14 protein-coding genes are annotated in these 15,651 nt (G+C 59.3%); 8 read left to right on the top strand and 6 right to left on the bottom strand.

The genetic code is table 11. The features are described from left to right. Nucleotides 1-5 precede the first annotated feature (5 nt). A complete protein-coding gene (locus AC13GA_RS11710; protein WP_482998189.1) occupies nt 6-1,838 on the bottom strand; it encodes a M3 family metallopeptidase in 1,833 nt (610 codons plus the stop codon). A gap of 73 nt (nt 1,839-1,911) precedes the next feature. Continuing rightward, the gene (locus AC13GA_RS11705; RefSeq protein ID WP_482998188.1) at nt 1,912-2,424 is read right to left on the bottom strand and encodes a hypothetical protein; all 513 of its coding nucleotides are present in this window, start codon (nt 2,422-2,424) and stop codon (nt 1,912-1,914) included. Between the two features lie 81 nt (nt 2,425-2,505). Here AC13GA_RS11705 and AC13GA_RS11700 point away from each other — a divergent pair, with 81 nt between their 5' ends. Further along, a complete protein-coding gene (locus AC13GA_RS11700) occupies nt 2,506-3,132 on the top strand; it encodes a YiiX/YebB-like N1pC/P60 family cysteine hydrolase (protein WP_428709805.1) in 627 nt (208 codons plus the stop codon). A 54-nt stretch (nt 3,133-3,186) separates the two neighbouring features. On the opposite strand, the gene AC13GA_RS11695 is transcribed toward AC13GA_RS11700, so the two are convergent. The 3 genes from AC13GA_RS11695 to ubiA form a co-directional block, all read right to left on the bottom strand. Beyond that, a complete protein-coding gene (locus tag AC13GA_RS11695; RefSeq protein ID WP_167796845.1) occupies nt 3,187-3,348 on the bottom strand; it encodes a hypothetical protein in 162 nt (53 codons plus the stop codon). Nucleotides 3,349-3,621: 273 nt separating this feature from the next. Then, nucleotides 3,622-5,046, bottom strand: a complete 1,425-nt coding sequence (locus AC13GA_RS11690) for a short-chain fatty acid transporter (protein WP_428709804.1) — start codon at nt 5,044-5,046, stop codon at nt 3,622-3,624. Between the two features lie 168 nt (nt 5,047-5,214). After that, nucleotides 5,215-6,108: a 4-hydroxybenzoate octaprenyltransferase gene (gene ubiA, locus AC13GA_RS11685; protein WP_046984146.1), complete on the bottom strand. Its 894-nt coding sequence runs from the start codon at nt 6,106-6,108 to the stop codon at nt 5,215-5,217. Between the two features lie 115 nt (nt 6,109-6,223). Here ubiA and AC13GA_RS11680 point away from each other — a divergent pair, with 115 nt between their 5' ends. Beyond that, complete coding sequence (locus AC13GA_RS11680; RefSeq protein WP_482998187.1) at nt 6,224-7,426, top strand: alginate lyase family protein; 1,203 nt, start codon at nt 6,224-6,226, stop codon at nt 7,424-7,426. A gap of 69 nt (nt 7,427-7,495) precedes the next feature. Here AC13GA_RS11680 and AC13GA_RS11675 read toward each other — a convergent pair whose 3' ends face one another. Then, nucleotides 7,496-9,724, bottom strand: a complete 2,229-nt coding sequence (locus tag AC13GA_RS11675) for a polysaccharide biosynthesis tyrosine autokinase (RefSeq protein WP_482998186.1) — start codon at nt 9,722-9,724, stop codon at nt 7,496-7,498. Between the two features lie 769 nt (nt 9,725-10,493). On the opposite strand from AC13GA_RS11675, the gene AC13GA_RS11670 reads away from it, so the two are divergent. The 6 genes from AC13GA_RS11670 to AC13GA_RS11645 are packed head-to-tail and all read left to right on the top strand — an operon-like array spanning nt 10,494 to nt 15,575. Further along, entirely contained in the window at nt 10,494-11,756 is a 1,263-nt protein-coding gene (locus AC13GA_RS11670) for a lipopolysaccharide biosynthesis protein (protein ID WP_482998185.1), read from the top strand. Continuing rightward, nucleotides 11,749-13,074 (top strand): hypothetical protein, encoded by a 1,326-nt coding sequence (locus AC13GA_RS11665; protein WP_482998184.1) that lies wholly within the window; start codon nt 11,749-11,751, stop codon nt 13,072-13,074. The genes AC13GA_RS11670 and AC13GA_RS11665 overlap by 8 nt, the downstream gene beginning before the upstream one ends. A gap of 57 nt (nt 13,075-13,131) precedes the next feature. Then, nucleotides 13,132-13,671 (top strand): acyltransferase, encoded by a 540-nt coding sequence (locus tag AC13GA_RS11660; RefSeq protein WP_482998183.1) that lies wholly within the window; start codon nt 13,132-13,134, stop codon nt 13,669-13,671. Between the two features lie 14 nt (nt 13,672-13,685). After that, nucleotides 13,686-14,645 (top strand): glycosyltransferase family protein, encoded by a 960-nt coding sequence (locus AC13GA_RS11655; RefSeq protein ID WP_482998182.1) that lies wholly within the window; start codon nt 13,686-13,688, stop codon nt 14,643-14,645. Further along, nucleotides 14,638-15,093, top strand: a complete 456-nt coding sequence (locus AC13GA_RS11650; RefSeq protein WP_482998181.1) for a hypothetical protein — start codon at nt 14,638-14,640, stop codon at nt 15,091-15,093. Before AC13GA_RS11655 ends, AC13GA_RS11650 begins: the two co-directional genes overlap by 8 nt. Continuing rightward, entirely contained in the window at nt 15,090-15,575 is a 486-nt protein-coding gene (locus AC13GA_RS11645; RefSeq protein WP_482998180.1) for a glycosyltransferase, read from the top strand. Before AC13GA_RS11650 ends, AC13GA_RS11645 begins: the two co-directional genes overlap by 4 nt. The last annotated feature ends 76 nt before the right edge of the window (nt 15,576-15,651 follow it).

Raw genomic sequence — 15,651 nt, 5'->3', positions numbered from 1 at the left:
CAGTCTCAATGCCCTGCTTCAACCTGCGCATGCAGCGCCTGCAGCTGCGCGGCGGTCTGGTTGAACACCTGCAGATCGGCATCCACCAGGGCCGCCCAGTCAGGCGCGTGCCCCAGCAGTTGCGCCACCTGCTCGTTCGGTGCGCGGTCGAAGCCCTCGCCAAGCACGGCAAGATAGCGCTCACGGAACCCATCGGGGTCGCGCTGGTCCTGCACGTACAGCTGCACCGCCAGCAGCCCCGCATACAGATAATTCACCAGATAGTTCGGGTCTTCATACATCAGGCGCTTGGCGATCCAGCTGTTGCGCAGCTGCGGATAGCGCTCCGGTTGCTGGCCGAAGCGCGCCAGCACCTGGCCGGTCAGCGCATCCAGATCGTCGGCGGTACCCAACGTGCCTGCGGCAACGCCGCGATAGATCGACTGCTCCAGCTGCGCTTCCTCGGAAGAGGTGAACAGCTGCAGCACCATGTCGTCCAGCAGTGACTTCAGATAATAAGCTTTGGCACGCGGATCCTGTGCCTGCTGGTAAAGCTGGTCGCGGAAGCGCAGCTCGTTGTAGATCGCGAACGCCTCGGTCAGCCACTGGCTGCCATTGCGCTGCAGCGGCGACGCATGACCGCGCTGCATCCATTCACCATGCACGGCATGACCGGCTTCATGTGCGATCTCGACATCGCTTTCCAGATCACCGCTACGCACGCCAACGAACAACATCGCCGGCACACCGGGAGCGCTCACCGAGAACGCGTCCTGGCTGCGGTCACCGCGTTCGGTGGCCAGATCCATACGCTGGTTGGCCGGATCGAGCAGCGCGCGCAGTTCGGCGACGTACGCAGGCCCCAGATGCTGCATGGCATCGGCGGCGTTGTCGCGCAGCTGCGCCAGCGTCAGCACCGGTGGCGTATAGCCGGCATCGGGCAGCGTGGTGTCCCAGATCTGCGGCGCGTCGATGCCGGATCGCGCAGCGTGGTGCAGCAGCATGTCCTGATAGGCGCGGCGGTCGCCGGCGTGATGTTCGATCGCTACCAGCGTTGCATCCACTGCGGCGGTGTCCAGGCCCATGCGCTGGTAGCCACGTGCCGGCGCCGAACCATCGCCCTGCAGGCGTGCGGCGGCGTCGTTCACCTGTACCAGCCCCAACAGCACCGAGGCCATTGGCTCGCGGCGCGACTGCAGCCCCTGCCAGTAGCCCTTCCAGCCCGCTTCGCGCAATGCGCGATCCGGTTGCAGCGACAGTGCCCGCTTGTCGCGCCCAGCATCCCAGTGCCGACCATCACGCTCGATCTGCGGGTACTCGGCACTGCGCAGGATCTGCCCACGCAGGCGCGCGAAACTGTCCAACGCCGGATCGGCCAGCGCATCCACCGCCTCGTCCAGCGCGGCATTGGCCGGAGCGGCAGCCTCCTTCAGCCCACGCGCGCGCAGGAAACCGTAGGGCGCGGCCCACGCCGCGTCCGCAGGCGCCGCGCGCAGGGCGGCGCGACCAGTGCGGGCGATGCGGCTGCACAGCCCCATTGCCTGCTCCATCGCCTGTGCCGGACGATGATCACGTGCGTTGCGGGCGGACTGCAGATGCAGGTAGGCGAGATGACGCAGGCACTGCGCTTCCAATACCTCGGCCTGCTGGAAGCGTTCCACGGGCGCGAGGGTGGAAGCGTGCTGCAGGGCCTCGACGCGCTTGCCCAGCGCATCACGCGCGGTCTGTTCAGCCGCGGCGTTGGCGAAGTAGACGCGATCGTCGGCATGCACCGACTGTGCCTGGGTGACGCTGAAGGGGGCCATCGCCAATACAGCGGCGATGACGGTGGTGGTGGCGTGCTTCCTGAAAGCCTGCATCGGCGTCTCCCTGCCTGGACCAGGCCTCGAGCCTAGCAGCCGCTGCCCCGCCGTGCCTGTGCCGGATCAGGCCTCAGATCGACTCATCCTCACGCTTGACCAGCAGCCAGCAGGGCGACTGCGCGAAGGTATAGGTCTGCTGGTCGCTGCTGTCCGGCGTGCGGATCTGCACCTGGCGTTGCCCGTCAGCCAGCGCGCTGACCTGCATTTCGCGGCCCTGCCCGGCCAAGGCGGCGGGATCGGGCATCACCGGCCACTCGACATCGGCCCGCGCCAACCGGCTTTCCACCTTGCGCGGTTCCGGCTCGGCCTCGGCATCGATGTAGCTGTCCAGCAGCGGATCGGCGGTGGCCTTTTCCTGCAGGGTGATCTCGTTGCCGAAGTGCTTCAGGAACGCATCGAAGTCCGGGTACGGGCATTCACTGCTGGCAGGCACCGGTGCGGGCTGGATCGCTGCCGCCGTGGACGACGGCGCGGGACGTGCAGGTGCGGTTTCCGTGGACGTCGACTGCGGCGCAGGCCTGCAGGCGACCAACGCTACGCCAACGGCGAGCATCAGCAGTGCCTGGAAACGATATCGACGCATGGGCTTATCCTGAATCCGGTCCGGTCGCTCCATGCTACCGCGCACCCTACAATTCCGGCATTCCGCCTGTCCGAGAATTCCATGCACCGCCTCCTGCTCCTGATCGGCCTGCTGTTGCCCGCCCTGTGGCCGGCCGTGGCGATGGCCGTCGATGTCCACGAGGGCGACCTGCTGTTCGTCACCGCCGGCCGCAGCGGCCTCAGCGCCGCCATCGACGATGCCACCGGCAAGCAGGGCGCGCCCAGCTTCGATCATGTCGCGCTGGTCGCTTCCGCGCCGAAGGGCTGGGAGGTATTGCATGCCGACGAGAAGGGATCGCGGCGTCAATCGCTGTCCGAGCTCCGCCAGGACGCGAGAGCAAAGCAGCGGCAGATCGTGGTCTATCGCCTGCGCGCACCGCAGCAGGCGGCAATCAAGGATGCAATCGCCACCGCGCGCACGATGCTCGGCAAGCCGTACAACACGTCGTATGTGTTGAACGATGACAGCTACTACTGCTCGGACTTCATCGAACGTGCGTTCCGTGCGCACCACGTGTTTGCACTGCAGCCGATGAACTTCCGCAACCCGCAGACCGGGGAGATTTCCCAGCACTGGATTGACCTGTATCGCGGCATGGGCATGGAGGTGCCGCAGGATCAGCCCGGCAGCAATCCCAACGACATGTCGGCGGCACCGGTGTTGCAGCGCATTGGCGTGCTGGAATAAGCGAAGCCCCGCACGTGGCGGGGCTTCACCGGTCACTCCGCATGCACGGCGCGGTCATTCTTCTTCGTCGTTGCCGCCCTGCTGCTGGTTCTGGTTGCGCTTCTGCTGTTCCTGCTGCTGTTGCTGCTGCTGGTCACGGCCACGACCCTGCTGCTGATCCTGCTGGTTCTGCTGGCCCTGTTGTTTCTGGTTCGGGTTCTGGTTCTGCTGTGCCATGTCCGATCTCCAAAGCCACTCGCGGAATGCGGTGGACGTGGCCATCGTCTGCAGCAAATGGTTAATCACGCGTGGGGGGGCGGCTACATCTGTGTGTACGCCTGTGAATGAACACGCAGAAGCCCTTGTGGCACAAGCGGCTGAAGGATTCATGCGGGTTCGGCATGTGTTCATGCCATCGTCAACGGTGCACGCATTCATGGCGTTCGCAGCCGGAAACACGCGCTGAACGAGGTTGGCTTCCCAACGCACGCAGGGAAGCCTACCCTCCATTCAGGGCATCACCGGCGGCACATACGCCAGGGTCATGCCCAGCAGCCACAGCAGGCCCAGCACCAGCGGAATGTGCACCAGCAGCTGGATGAAGGTGAAGCCGACGATGTCGCGCGCCTTCAGGCCCAGCACGCCCAGCAATGGCAGCATCCAGAACGGGTTGATCAGGTTCGGCAGCGCTTCGGCCGCGTTGTAGACCTGCACCGCCCAGCCCAGGTGTGCCTTCAGTTCGTTGGCGGCCTGCATTACGTACGGCGCTTCGATGATCCACTTGCCGCCACCGGAGGGCACGAAGAAGCCCAACACCGCCGAATAGACGCCCATCACCAGCGCGAATGTGTCGGTGCTGGCCACGTGTACGAACAGGCTCGACAGCCGGTGCGCCAGTGTCTGCCCATCGCCGCCGGCAGCGTGGGTGAGGATCATCGCGATGCCACCGTACAGCGGAAACTGGATCAGCACGCCGGTCGTACTCGGTACCGCCTTGGCCACCGCGTTGAGGAAGCTGCGCGGCCGCCAGTGCAGCAGCAGGCCCAGCGAAATGAACAGGAAGTTGTAGGTGTTGAGGTTGGCGATGGCCGTGACCAGCGGCTTGTTGGCGAACTCGCTGAACAGCCAGCCGAACGCCAGCAGCGAGAGCAGCACGGTCAGCAGCGGGCTGTACTCCAGCCATTCGCCCGGGCGCGTGCGCTGCTGCAGCGGCTCCGGCTCGGCCTGCGCGGCGCCGGGGAACTCCTCGGCGGTACGGGCGCTGCCGGCGGCCGGTGCGGTCAGCCAGGCGATCAGCAGCGAGACCAGGATCAACACCGAAGTCAGCGCGATCGACTGCCACAGGAAAATGGTTTCAGTGAACGGCAGGACGCCGGTGATCTCCACCAGCCCCGGCGGCATGCTGGCCGGGTTGGCCTGCAGCTGCGCGGCCGACGAGCTCAATCCCATCGCCCACACCGCACCCAGACCGAGATACGCCGAAGCACCGGCCGCGCGGTAGTCCATGCGCAGCTCGGTGCGGCGAGCCAGCGCGCGGACCAGCAGGCCGCCGAACACCAGCGAGAAGCCCCAGCTGAGCAGCGAGGCGAGCATGCTGACCAGGCCCACGTACACCACCGCACCACGGCCGGTGCGCGGCACACGGGCGAGGAAATCGATGAAGCGTGCGACCACCGGTGCAGTGGCCACGGCATAGCCACCGATGACCACGAAGGCCATCTGCATGGTGAAGGGAATCAGGCTCCAGAAGCCGTCGCCGAAGGCACTGGCGGTAGCCTGCGGGGTGGAGCCGAAGCTCATCGCCGCCAGCGCGACAATGACCACGCCCAGCACCGCGAACACGTACGCATCGGGGAACCATTTTTCCGCCCAGGCGGCCGAGCGCAGCGCAGCGCGCGCCATCCAGCCGTCCTGTACTGCTGCCGTCGAGGCCATCGCCTACCCTCCCAGGTTCGATGGCTCGATTCTGGGCGGTGGGGTGCGGGCTGTCAGCCACCTATTGGTCGTAGGTGGCCGGTGGCGGTAGTGCCGGCCGCTGGCCGGCAACCTCGGGATTACGCACGGGTGCAGCCGGCCAGCGGCGGGCTCTACCTCACCTTGGGTTCAACGCAGCGCCAGATCCACGGCAATGCCGGAAAACAGCGCGGCGCCCACCCAGTTGTTGTGCAGGAACGCCTTGAAGCACGGGCCGCGCTCGCGGTTGCGGCAGATCCAGAACTCGTACACCACCAGCGCGGTGGCCACGGCCACGCCCACCAGGTAGTAGCCACCCAGCCCGCCACGCACGCCGACCAGCGCCATGGTGGCCAGGAACAGTGCGTACAGCACGCCCTGGATGACCAGGTCGAGGTCACCGAACAGGATCGCGGTGGAGTGAGAGCCCATCTTCAGGTCGTCCTCGCGGTCGACCATGGCGTACCAGGTGTCGTAGGCGGTGGACCACAGGATGTTGCCGGCATACAGCAGCCAGCCCAGCAGCGGCACCTCGCCCTGCACGGCGGCGAACGCCATCGGGATGCCCCAGCCGAACGACATGCCCAGGTAGACCTGCGGCAGATGGGTGTAGCGCTTCAGGTACGGGTAGCTGGCGGCCAGGAACACACCGATGAAGCTGAGGCCAATGGTCAGGCCGTTCAGGGTCAACACCAGGCCGAACGCCACCAGCATCAGCACGGCGAACAACGCCAGCGCAGCGCGGCCACTGATCGCACCGGTGGCCAGCGGGCGCGCCTTGGTGCGCTCCACGTGCGGATCCAGCCAGCGGTCGGCATAGTCGTTGATGACGCAACCGGCCGAGCGGGTCAGCCACACGCCGGCGGTGAACACGAACAGGGTCCACAGCGGCGGCAGGCCGCCTGCGGCCAACCACAACGCCCACCAGGTGGGCCACAGCAGCAGCAGCGTGCCGATCGGGCGATCAGCGCGCATCAGACTCCAGTAATGCCGCCAACGCGGCGTCGCCGGCGACTGCGGCGAAGTGAGGGGGGTATCAGCCATGGCGATAGGATACTCCTGTCCAGTGGTGTGCCGACGTAGAAACTGCTTACGATTGCCTTCGCGACCAAGATATCGATCAAGACCACCACAGACTCAATCGTTAGGGGAAAACACGTTGACCGCCCAGCCCAAACCACCCTCATCGTTCTTGAACGTTCGCTTTCTAGGCTTTGCGGCGGCTCTGGCCTTGATGATGACATTCAGGTGTGGCGCGTCAGATTTTGTTCACCCGGGAATTCTTGTCGATCGCCAATCAATTATCGACACACAGACCCTTCTAAAGCGGAATGACCTAGTTCGGACGCAAGCGATTGAGGTCATGAAAAAGTCTCCACTGGCTACACTTACTTACAAATCCCAGCCGCATGCGCAGGTATTGTGCGGCCCATACTCACGGCCCGACATTGGCTGCTCGGATGAAGTGCGCGATGCCCAAGCAGCGTACACCCACGCACTGCTGGGCGCCTATCTGAATGATTCGCGTCACTTCATGGTCGCCGCAGAAATCATGGATTCCTGGTCTGAGACTCTCACCGGCCGCCATCTGGGAACCAATAGATCATTGCAGGCTTCATGGGCAGCTGAACTGTGGACGCGTTCGGCTGAAATCCTGAGATATACAAGTCGTGCCTGGCCAGAAGATAGAGCAAAGCTATTTGGAGAATGGCTGCTTGAGCAGTACCTGGACGACATCGACGCGATGCCCCAATGCGTCAATGGCAATTGGTACGCGAGCGGCATTGAGGCTCGCATGAATATTGGCGTGTACACAAATCGGAGAGACATCTATAACCGTGCAGTGATGGATTGGAAATCACAGCTCCCCGCGTACGTGTACATGAAGTCCGATGGCGCTAAGCCCAAACCCCAACCAAATTGCAGCAAACCAACGCCATCGATCTGGTTCAACCAGAAGCAAATGGCATCTGGACTCGCACAGGAAACCTGCCGCGACCTGCCACACACTGCCTTTGGCTTGGCCGCATTTATAAATGCTGCAGAGACAAACAGGATCCAGGGGGGCACGCTGTATCAGGACTACGCCGATCGACTCCAACAAGCCATGGAGTTCCAGACGAGCATGGCATTGGCTCCTACGCCACCTAAATGGCTCTGCAGCGGCCAGCTAAGGGGCTCACTGGCCGGCACTTTGGAAATCGGCTACGCACAACTTCACGGCCGCATGAAGCGCCCGATGACAAATACAGGAAAGTGGCTTTCTTTGAATCGACCAAGCCGCGGTCAATTACACTTCATCTGGGAGACCGCGACGCACGGCATAGAAATCACGGGGGCAGCTGGCACTTCCCCTCCCTGATCGACAGCTACCCAACGAGCGGAGCTGCGAAGACGGGCAAGTCTTCGCAACTCCAGTATCAACCTTCGGCTATTCCTTACCATCCGACTGGTACTCGTAGTACCCGTAGCTGTAGTAGCCAGTTGCGCGCCTTTCCACTGCATTGAAGATCGCGCCTTTGATCTGAACGCCATTCTGCTCAAATCGCTGCAATGTCAGCTCGATCTCCTTGACCTGGTTCACACCAAATCGAGTGACCAGGAGGCTGGACCCGGCGTGCGCTGCCACCAACGCAGGATCAGTGACCGCTAGAATTGGAGGGGTATCTACAAGAATCAGATCGTAGCGGTTCGACATATCTTGAAGCAGCTGCGCAAATCGGGGATGCATCAACAACTCTGCCGGATTAGGTGGAACGTCTCCTCGCACCATGTAGTGCATATTGTCCAGGCCGGGAACTGGATGGATGACGTCATCTGCAGCCAACTTTCCACTGATCACATCCGACAGGCCGGACTGCGCTGACACGCCCAGAATCTTGTGCAGCGTGCCCTTGCGCATATCAGCATCGATGACCAGGACACGCTGTCCAGCCTGCGCGATAACTGCAGCCAAGTTGGTGGAGACGAAAGTCTTGCCCACGCCCGGGCGAGGGCCGGAGATCGCCAGTATATTGTTCTTTGCCTCCAGCATTGCAAAATGCAGGCTGGTACGAAGGCTCCGCAGCGCTTCCACAGTTGGATCAGCGGGTGCCGTGAGAGCAAGAAGGTGCTGGCGACCATCCGCGATTACGCGCGTACCGTGTCTGCTTCTACGCAGCCTTGGCAGCGTAGTTGACACACTGAGAGGAATCGCGGCGTAGACTGGCAGCCCCAGAGCTTCAATATCCGCAGGATCTTCGATTCCTGGATTCAGCATACGCTGGAGCAGCGCTACACCGGCAGCCAGGAACGCGCCTAGCAAGGTCGAAATGATAACAACCAGACCCTTGCGCGGGCGAACCGGATTCGCCGTATCGACCACAGCGGAGTCAACAATCCGAACATTGCCAACCGCACCAGCACGAGCGACATCCAATTGCTGAGCCTGGTTGAGCAATGCAGTGTAGAGTTCATTGCTGACCTGAAGATCACGGGTCAGACGGAGAAGCTCCTGCTGCGTGTTTGGAAGAGTACCTACTTCGCGCTGGAATCCAGACTTCCTGGACTCCAATTCGCCGATCTGCCGAAGCAGGGCACGATATGCCGGATGCTCGCGGGTAAAGCTGCGATCCATCTCCGCCTGCCGCAACCGAAGCTGCTGAATGCTGGCCTCTACCGCAACTTCCTGTTCAAGCAAACCCTTGGTCTGCATCGTGATATCAACCGCGTTGGAACGGGATTGATATGCACTCATTGCAGCCTGTGCCTGCTCGACCTGAAGCCGAATGGTGGGCAACTGCTCCTTGACGAACTGCAGCTGCGAGGCAGCCTCCGCAGAACTGCGGTCCACGTTCTGCCTGACATAGGACTCGACAACACGCTGGACGACTGCCTGCGCGCGATCAGCATCCACGTCTTCATACGTCAATTGGAGAATCCCGGAATCCTTGCCGTCCTCGCTAGCCTGTAGATTCTCCCGGACCTCGCCCACGACATCCAAGCGACGCTCTTTGGTGATACGGAAGTGCGTTCCAGGGTTTGCATGAAGAGCGGCAACGTCTATTTTCAGGTCCTTGACCTGAGCGGTCGTGCCTGCCTTGCCTTTCAGCAGCTCCGCACCATCTTCGTCCAGAAGACTGAAGCTGCCGGGCACCTCCCCTGCAATCAGAGTCAATGCCGAGCCCACTTTCGACTGCGGAACAACAAGGCTTGAGACGCGAAGCTCTTCGCCGCCCCAGCCATATCGAGCAATGCCGAGCCAGGGAGTGGCAACCTCATTGGGAAGCACCGGACTGAACCGGCGGGCCATGAAGCCACCGATGAGCGGGAAACGGTAGGGCTCCACGGTCACGTCCAGCTGCAAATCATCCACGGCCGTGCCAACAACAGTCCTGGACGTCAGGAGCGCAACCTCCGTGGTAGAAGCAGTGCTCCCGCTTCCTCCAAGCGAAGCCAGATCGGCCAAGCCCGGGATGGAAGGAACTTTGGATTCGACCTGCACCATGGCCTGCGCCTGGAACACGGGGGGCGCAAGCAGCGCGTATGAAACACCCACAAGGAAGAAGAGCCCCGTAGTGCCGACGATCCACCACTTGCGATCAAGGAAGATGCCCGCAAGTTCGCGCAGATCAAAGTCGTCTTCCCTAGAAGAATTCCGCGGTTCCATTTTATTGTTCATTGCTTCCACTTAGGTTTCAAATCGACGTCAAAGCCCATCAATATGCAATACGCGCCGAGCGCTCCCGCCCACTATTGCAATCGAACCAGCGGCACACAACATCAAGGCCCGCCTACCCCCTCCCCAAGGGGGACTCCCGCGCCGCCCAGAGCCAATGCGGCATTGACCAAGCTGTTTTTTCAGGCTAGAACCTTACAGTGTAACTGATCCTGATGCAGACAGCCCGCCCGCCATGTGAACCGATACCTCATCGGCGCAGCAGGCAGACAGCCCTGCCGGGCACCCTCCCAGACCACGACATGATCAGGGGGTCGAACGCCCGGAAATCCCTACCTGCTATGATGGGCCGTTAGGCGCCATGCACCGAACCGCCTGGCAACCAGAAGGCCTCTTGTTCCCAAGCCAAAGACGGCAAGAAAGCTGCTTACGAGGACTCCTCATGTGCATGATGCACAAGAAGACCGGCCCGCAGTTCCAACGGCTACCGCAGACTACCTCAAGGACGAAGGACCGCTAATCGCGCAGCAAATTGATCAGGCCCAAGGCATAACAAGGCGCATCAGCGTGCTCGCACCCACATCGACGCCACAGGGGGAGCTAGGACGAGCGCTGTCTCTTCGACCTCCCGTGCAACTGCAACCCCGCGCCGAGAGATGGCATTACGGAGAGCCAGGCTGCATGCCCTGGCGCAAAAGGCGCAGGCACCAGATGGCGCCAGCCCCCTTCAGCACAGAAGAACAGCCACCAAAGAACTGTCGCAGCACTCTTGATGATTGACTTTATTCGCAACAAGCTCAAAGGCGGAAACGGAAAAACTGCAAAGGCGGCGATAACTGTCGTTTTGGCCAATGTCGCACGCCTCGCAGCACAAGCTCTCTACTTTGTCGCATTTGCGAGATCCGTGGGCCCTGACACCTTTGCCCATTTTTCGGCCGCGATGGCGCTCTCAATCATCATGTCTCCATTCATTGGACTGGGCAGCGGTGCACTGATCGTTAAAAGGTGTTCGCGCGATCCAAGCACACTCTCTTCCTACTACGGAAGTGCACTTGCCTTCACGCTTGGCACGCTGTTCATCGCCAGCCCAGCGTATCTGCTCATTCTAAATGGAAGCCTCGGACCAGGAGGGTGGGCGATTGCCGCAGCGGTGCTTCTCTCGGAGCTCCTCGCAACCAAACTGCAGGAGATCACGGTCCAGGCATTCCAGTCACAAAGCCGCATCAACGCCGTGGCAGGCGCCACAATCCTGACGTCCCTCTTCAGGATCGCGGCAGCTGCTCTTGGCTTCATGATTGCCGAAGACAGCCTCGGGATCTGGCTTTCGCTGTACATGGCAAGCGCAATCATTCCATGCGCGATCTACGTATCTGTATTCATAAAAAATTACGGCATCAAAAGACGCCTGCACACCGCTGAAATCTTCGACGGACTCAAGTTCTCACTTGGAATTTCGTCCCAGGGAATCTACAACGATGCAGACAAACTGATCATGCCACGGCTCGCATCAGCCGAAATATCGGGAAACTATGCTGCGGCCTACAAGATCGTTGACGTTGCATTTTCGCCAGTTCGCGCTCTTTTGACGGTTACATATCCGGGCTTTTTCAAGGCCGGAGCCAATGGCATTTCCGAGTCTCTCGCCTATTCCAGAAAGTATCTGCCAGCCACAGTCGGCCTGGGGCTGATCGGCAGCACGGGAATATTTGCGTGCTCCGGAATGGCAACATGGATTCTTGGGCAGGATTATGAGCAGACGGCCACAATTCTGAAATATCTTGCAATAATTCCGCTGCTTCGCTCGTTCCACTTCCTCATGGCAGATGCGATGACGGGAGCCGACTACCAGGGAATTCGCAGCGTCATACAGATCATCGTCGCCAGCGCAAACATCGTCGGGAACATAATTCTTATTCCGCAAATAGGCTGGAAGGGTGCAGCGTTCGTGTCGATCGCCTGCGATGCCGCGCTTTGCCTGCTGCTCTATGCAACGGCTGTCGGACTCCGCAATCGGGAGAGCAACGCCCATGGTTAAAACCTTCAGGAACGTCATTGCAGCAACTGCCCTTGCAGCAGGCCTTGCCGGCATACTCACACTCTTTTCCGCAGGCCACCAGGATACCGCCTCACTGGTCGGATCGATAATAGGCCTGGTGCCTGTATTCCTTCTTTCCTTCATCCTGTATCCAGCCGCAGTAGATGTAGCACGAAAGCCAGACATTGCCTTCCTGGCGGCACTTGTAACCTATTACGGCTTCGGAATTGTTTCCTTCACGACGTATCGTGGATACATAAATCAATACATGTGGGCAGCGATTTTGCTGTTGGCAGTGACTGCGTATCTGATAGGCCGCCAGATCGGACGGCGCACCAGTCAACTGCCAACCGGCGTACCCAGCTATCGCCTCAAGAGTTGGGCCTGCTACGGAATCCTCATTGCCTCAACCAGCGCAGCCCTCTCGATTGTGGCAACGCACGGGCTAGTTCTGCTGAATCCAGAGGCCCGGTTCGGGATATCTGCCAAGGCATCCTACCTGGTTGAACTTTCAATTCCCGTTGTGCTTTCAAAATTCTGCATCGACATGATCCGTCAACAGCGTTTCCGCTGGTCCATGCTCGGACTTCCGGCTCTCGCATTGCTCACGTTGCTTTGCCTGGGCTATAGAAACCAGCCGATTCTGCTTGTACTGGGAATCGGGCTGATTGTCCTGATGTCTTTGAAGGATGACGCGAAGGTCAAGCGCTTTCGCCTGGCGTTCGCTGCAATCGCGCCAGTTGCGATGTTTTCCTTTGGTCTTTCATATTTGATTCGAACCAACAACTCGATCGGCCGAACCTTAAGCTGGCAGGGGATGATTCGCGAATTTGACGTCAAATTGCCGGAGTTCAGCCTGCCGTACATTCCACTCCATCTTGCCTCCAGAGAGGGCATGGGCGTTGCTGAGGCATCAATGGAAAGGGCCGACGACATGAGCTCATATATTGAGCGGTCGTGGTTCTTCTTCTCTGACTTTCTGACGATGCTCCCAGGCTACTCGCTCACATCTGGGCGCATTCTTGGCATGGTCGTGAACGGCAGAGAAGATTCGTCGCTGACACCTTCAATCCTTGGGGGCTTGATGATCGGCTACGGATACATTGGCGTAGTGGTCTACTTCCTGCTGTCAGGCTGGTTGCTTGGAAAGCTCACAGCACGCTTCAACGTGACGCGCGATCCAAAGACACTGGCGTTGCTAACCATCTGCTTCCTTTACACCCTGGAGCTGATGAACCGCGGAATCTTCAAGCCCATGTACCTGATAGCGCCACTCGTTACGGTTTTTATGTTCCGAAGAATTGAAGAAAATAAATAGAGCCCGGCTCACAGCGACCCGAAAGGGAATTTCAAAACCTTGCAATGGAGGCGAAAATTGAGCGCCCGGCTGACCGTCAAGAAGCTTGCCGTCGAATTTTCCAATATCGTACTCAGCGCAGCCTTCTTTTTCCCTGTTCGACGATTTATTGTTTCCCTGGCTTTCGGCCCCATCGGAAGCGGGGCGACCATTCACGGGTTCGTGAGATTCTTTGACCTCGGGAAGTGCCGCATCGGAAGCAATACAACCATTAACAGGTGGTGTTTCATTGATAATCGAGGCGGCGTGACCATAGGATCAAACGTGAACATCTCCCATGATTGCAGGATATACACCATGGGCCATGACATGAAGGATCCTCATGCACGGGTCTTCTGTAGCGAAGTCACTATTGGTGATGATGCATGGTTGTTCCCGGGAGTCCGAATCATGCCAGGGGCCAGCATCGGGCGCGGAGCAATTGTCTATCCGGGCAGCATCGTAACCAAGCCGGTGGAAGATTTTGCCATCGTCGCCGGCTCACCCGCGCGTAGAATTGGAAGCAGATCACCTGACATTCAGTACACCGCCTCATTCCCCGTGCATTTCTCGATATGAAAAAAAGCAGCTCAATGATCGCCTGGGTCGGCTTCCAGCGTCGCGCAGAGACAATGAAGGCGCACTGGGGTTATGACATCGCATATTTCCCAAAAGTATTCAAAAGCCGAAAGCTCATGGCCTTTGATTATATGGCGCGGATACTCAAAACCATGTGGCACATGGCCCTTGGAGCCCCGAAAACAGTCTGGATTCAGGCTCCACCGAGCTTTCTTGTCTACTTGGCTGCACTTTACAAGATTCTTCATGGAGAAGAAGTCAAAGTAGTAATCGATGTGCACAACAGCTATTTCCGAAAGAAATGGCTCGCCTTCCCTGCCTTGAATTTCTGCATGTCGAAGGCGGATGCGGTGATCGTTCACAACGAACAAGTGCGCCGTGAGTGTCAAGCGATTTTCTCGAATCTGCGCAACATCCTCGTACTCGAGGATCGCGCGGCCGATGAAGCCGTGGTAACTGGCAGGGAAGGTTTCAGCCGATCCGTTTTGTTCCCTTGCTCGTTTGACGAGGATGAACCGATAGAAGTTGTGTTTGAGGCTGCCAGGTTGACCCCTGATGTCGAATTCCATGTGACTGGGCGTTTTGATGGAAAGATTTCAAACGACACCATTGCGATGGCACCGAGCAATGTAAGATTCACTGGATTCATGCCGCTGGAGGATTTCGACAACCTTCTGGCCAATTGCGGCGCGGTCCTTGGCCTTACTACCCGATCAAATGTCCAGCTCAGCGTTGCCAACGAGGCCATCAGCTTTCGGAAGGCCATGGTTCTTTCCGACACACCGACACTTCGGGAACTTTTTCTTGGCGCAAAGTTCGTGGATACACTTGACGCACGATCGATATCAGAAGGAATTCTGGAGGTGCTCTCCGATATCCCCGCATTTGAGGAGGCATCCAGGCGAGGCCTGCAGCTGAAGAATGAGCGATGGCTTTCCCAGGCAAGCGCACTTTCCGGAGTGCTCAATGGATAAGCGGGTACTGCTCATCTGTTCGGGTGGAGGCCATTTGGTGCAGATGCAGCGCATCGCAGTTGCGGCAAGGACCAGTGGTACGCTGACTCTTGCCACGGTAGCTGCCGAGCAGGAATTGAAGGGCGACGTCTACGACGCAGTGGTGTCTCTTCCTGATTTCAATCGGCAATCCCCGTTCGCGGCACTGATGGGGATCCCGAAGGTCTTCTTCAAGGTCCTTTTCCTTCGGCCCACGCACATCATATCTACCGGGGCCGCCCCTGGCATCATAGGAATTATTGCCGGTCGATTCGTTGGCGCTAGAACGCTGTGGATTGACAGCATAGCCAACACCCGAAGATTGTCGGTGTCGGGAAGAATTGCCCTTCGAGTATCGCATCAGGTATTCACGCAATGGCCAAGCCTTGCTGACGGCCACAAGGTGCTCTACTGCGGAAAAATAATATGATTCAGATCTTTGCTTCCGTGGGCACTCAAGCGCCCTTCCCGAGGCTCATAGACTACGTTTCCAAGTGGCTTTCCGTGAACAGCGAAGCTGTTGGATATGCGCAATCGGGGCCGTCCTCGAGTGCTCCGTCTTTCGGCGGCGCAGCCATGATCAGCATGCCCGAGTTTTCCAGGAGGATTTCAGAGTGTGATGTGCTGGTTACACATGCAGGAATGGGAAACATCATTCGTGCGCTTGAGGAAGGCGTACCTGCGGTGATCATCCCTCGGCAGCACAGGCTCGGCGAACACGTCAATGATCACCAGGTTGATACTGCCGCTGAGTTTTCGATGGTTCCGGGTATTTTTGTATGCTCCTCCGCTGATGAATTTGCAGTGGCGATGAAGAACGCGCTAGCCCACAACCGTGGTCCCGCAAAGGTGGGATCTTTGGAAAGAGAAAAACTCCTTCAATCGATCAGGGACTTTCTTTCCGCTGGCTAGTTACTCCGGCGAAGGAATCTGGATGGATTCTTGATCCTCAGCTTTCAATTTCTCTGAATACGCAGTTCACCTGGCG

The sequence above is a fragment of the Stenotrophomonas sp. 22DLJC03 genome, from assembly GCF_056861405.1.
The sequence above is the reverse complement of the archived record's forward strand: the minus strand, read 5'-3'. Positions and strand labels throughout refer to the sequence as shown.

What these genes read in the sequence shown, in the direction of transcription:
- AC13GA_RS11710 (WP_482998189.1), bottom strand. Translation starts at nt 1,838, where the DNA reads ATGCAGGCTTTCAGGAAGCACGCCACCACCACCGTCATCGCCGCTGTA.
- AC13GA_RS11705 (WP_482998188.1), bottom strand. Translation starts at nt 2,424, where the DNA reads ATGCGTCGATATCGTTTCCAGGCACTGCTGATGCTCGCCGTTGGCGTA.
- AC13GA_RS11700 (WP_428709805.1), top strand. Translation starts at nt 2,506, where the DNA reads ATGCACCGCCTCCTGCTCCTGATCGGCCTGCTGTTGCCCGCCCTGTGG.
- AC13GA_RS11695 (WP_167796845.1), bottom strand. Translation starts at nt 3,348, where the DNA reads ATGGCACAGCAGAACCAGAACCCGAACCAGAAACAACAGGGCCAGCAG.
- AC13GA_RS11690 (WP_428709804.1), bottom strand. Translation starts at nt 5,046, where the DNA reads ATGGCCTCGACGGCAGCAGTACAGGACGGCTGGATGGCGCGCGCTGCG.
- ubiA (WP_046984146.1), bottom strand. Translation starts at nt 6,108, where the DNA reads ATGGCTGATACCCCCCTCACTTCGCCGCAGTCGCCGGCGACGCCGCGT.
- AC13GA_RS11675 (WP_482998186.1), bottom strand. Translation starts at nt 9,724, where the DNA reads ATGAACAATAAAATGGAACCGCGGAATTCTTCTAGGGAAGACGACTTT.
- AC13GA_RS11670 (WP_482998185.1), top strand. Translation starts at nt 10,494, where the DNA reads ATGATTGACTTTATTCGCAACAAGCTCAAAGGCGGAAACGGAAAAACT.
- AC13GA_RS11665 (WP_482998184.1), top strand. Translation starts at nt 11,749, where the DNA reads ATGGTTAAAACCTTCAGGAACGTCATTGCAGCAACTGCCCTTGCAGCA.
- AC13GA_RS11655 (WP_482998182.1), top strand. Translation starts at nt 13,686, where the DNA reads ATGATCGCCTGGGTCGGCTTCCAGCGTCGCGCAGAGACAATGAAGGCG.
- AC13GA_RS11650 (WP_482998181.1), top strand. Translation starts at nt 14,638, where the DNA reads ATGGATAAGCGGGTACTGCTCATCTGTTCGGGTGGAGGCCATTTGGTG.
- AC13GA_RS11645 (WP_482998180.1), top strand. Translation starts at nt 15,090, where the DNA reads ATGATTCAGATCTTTGCTTCCGTGGGCACTCAAGCGCCCTTCCCGAGG.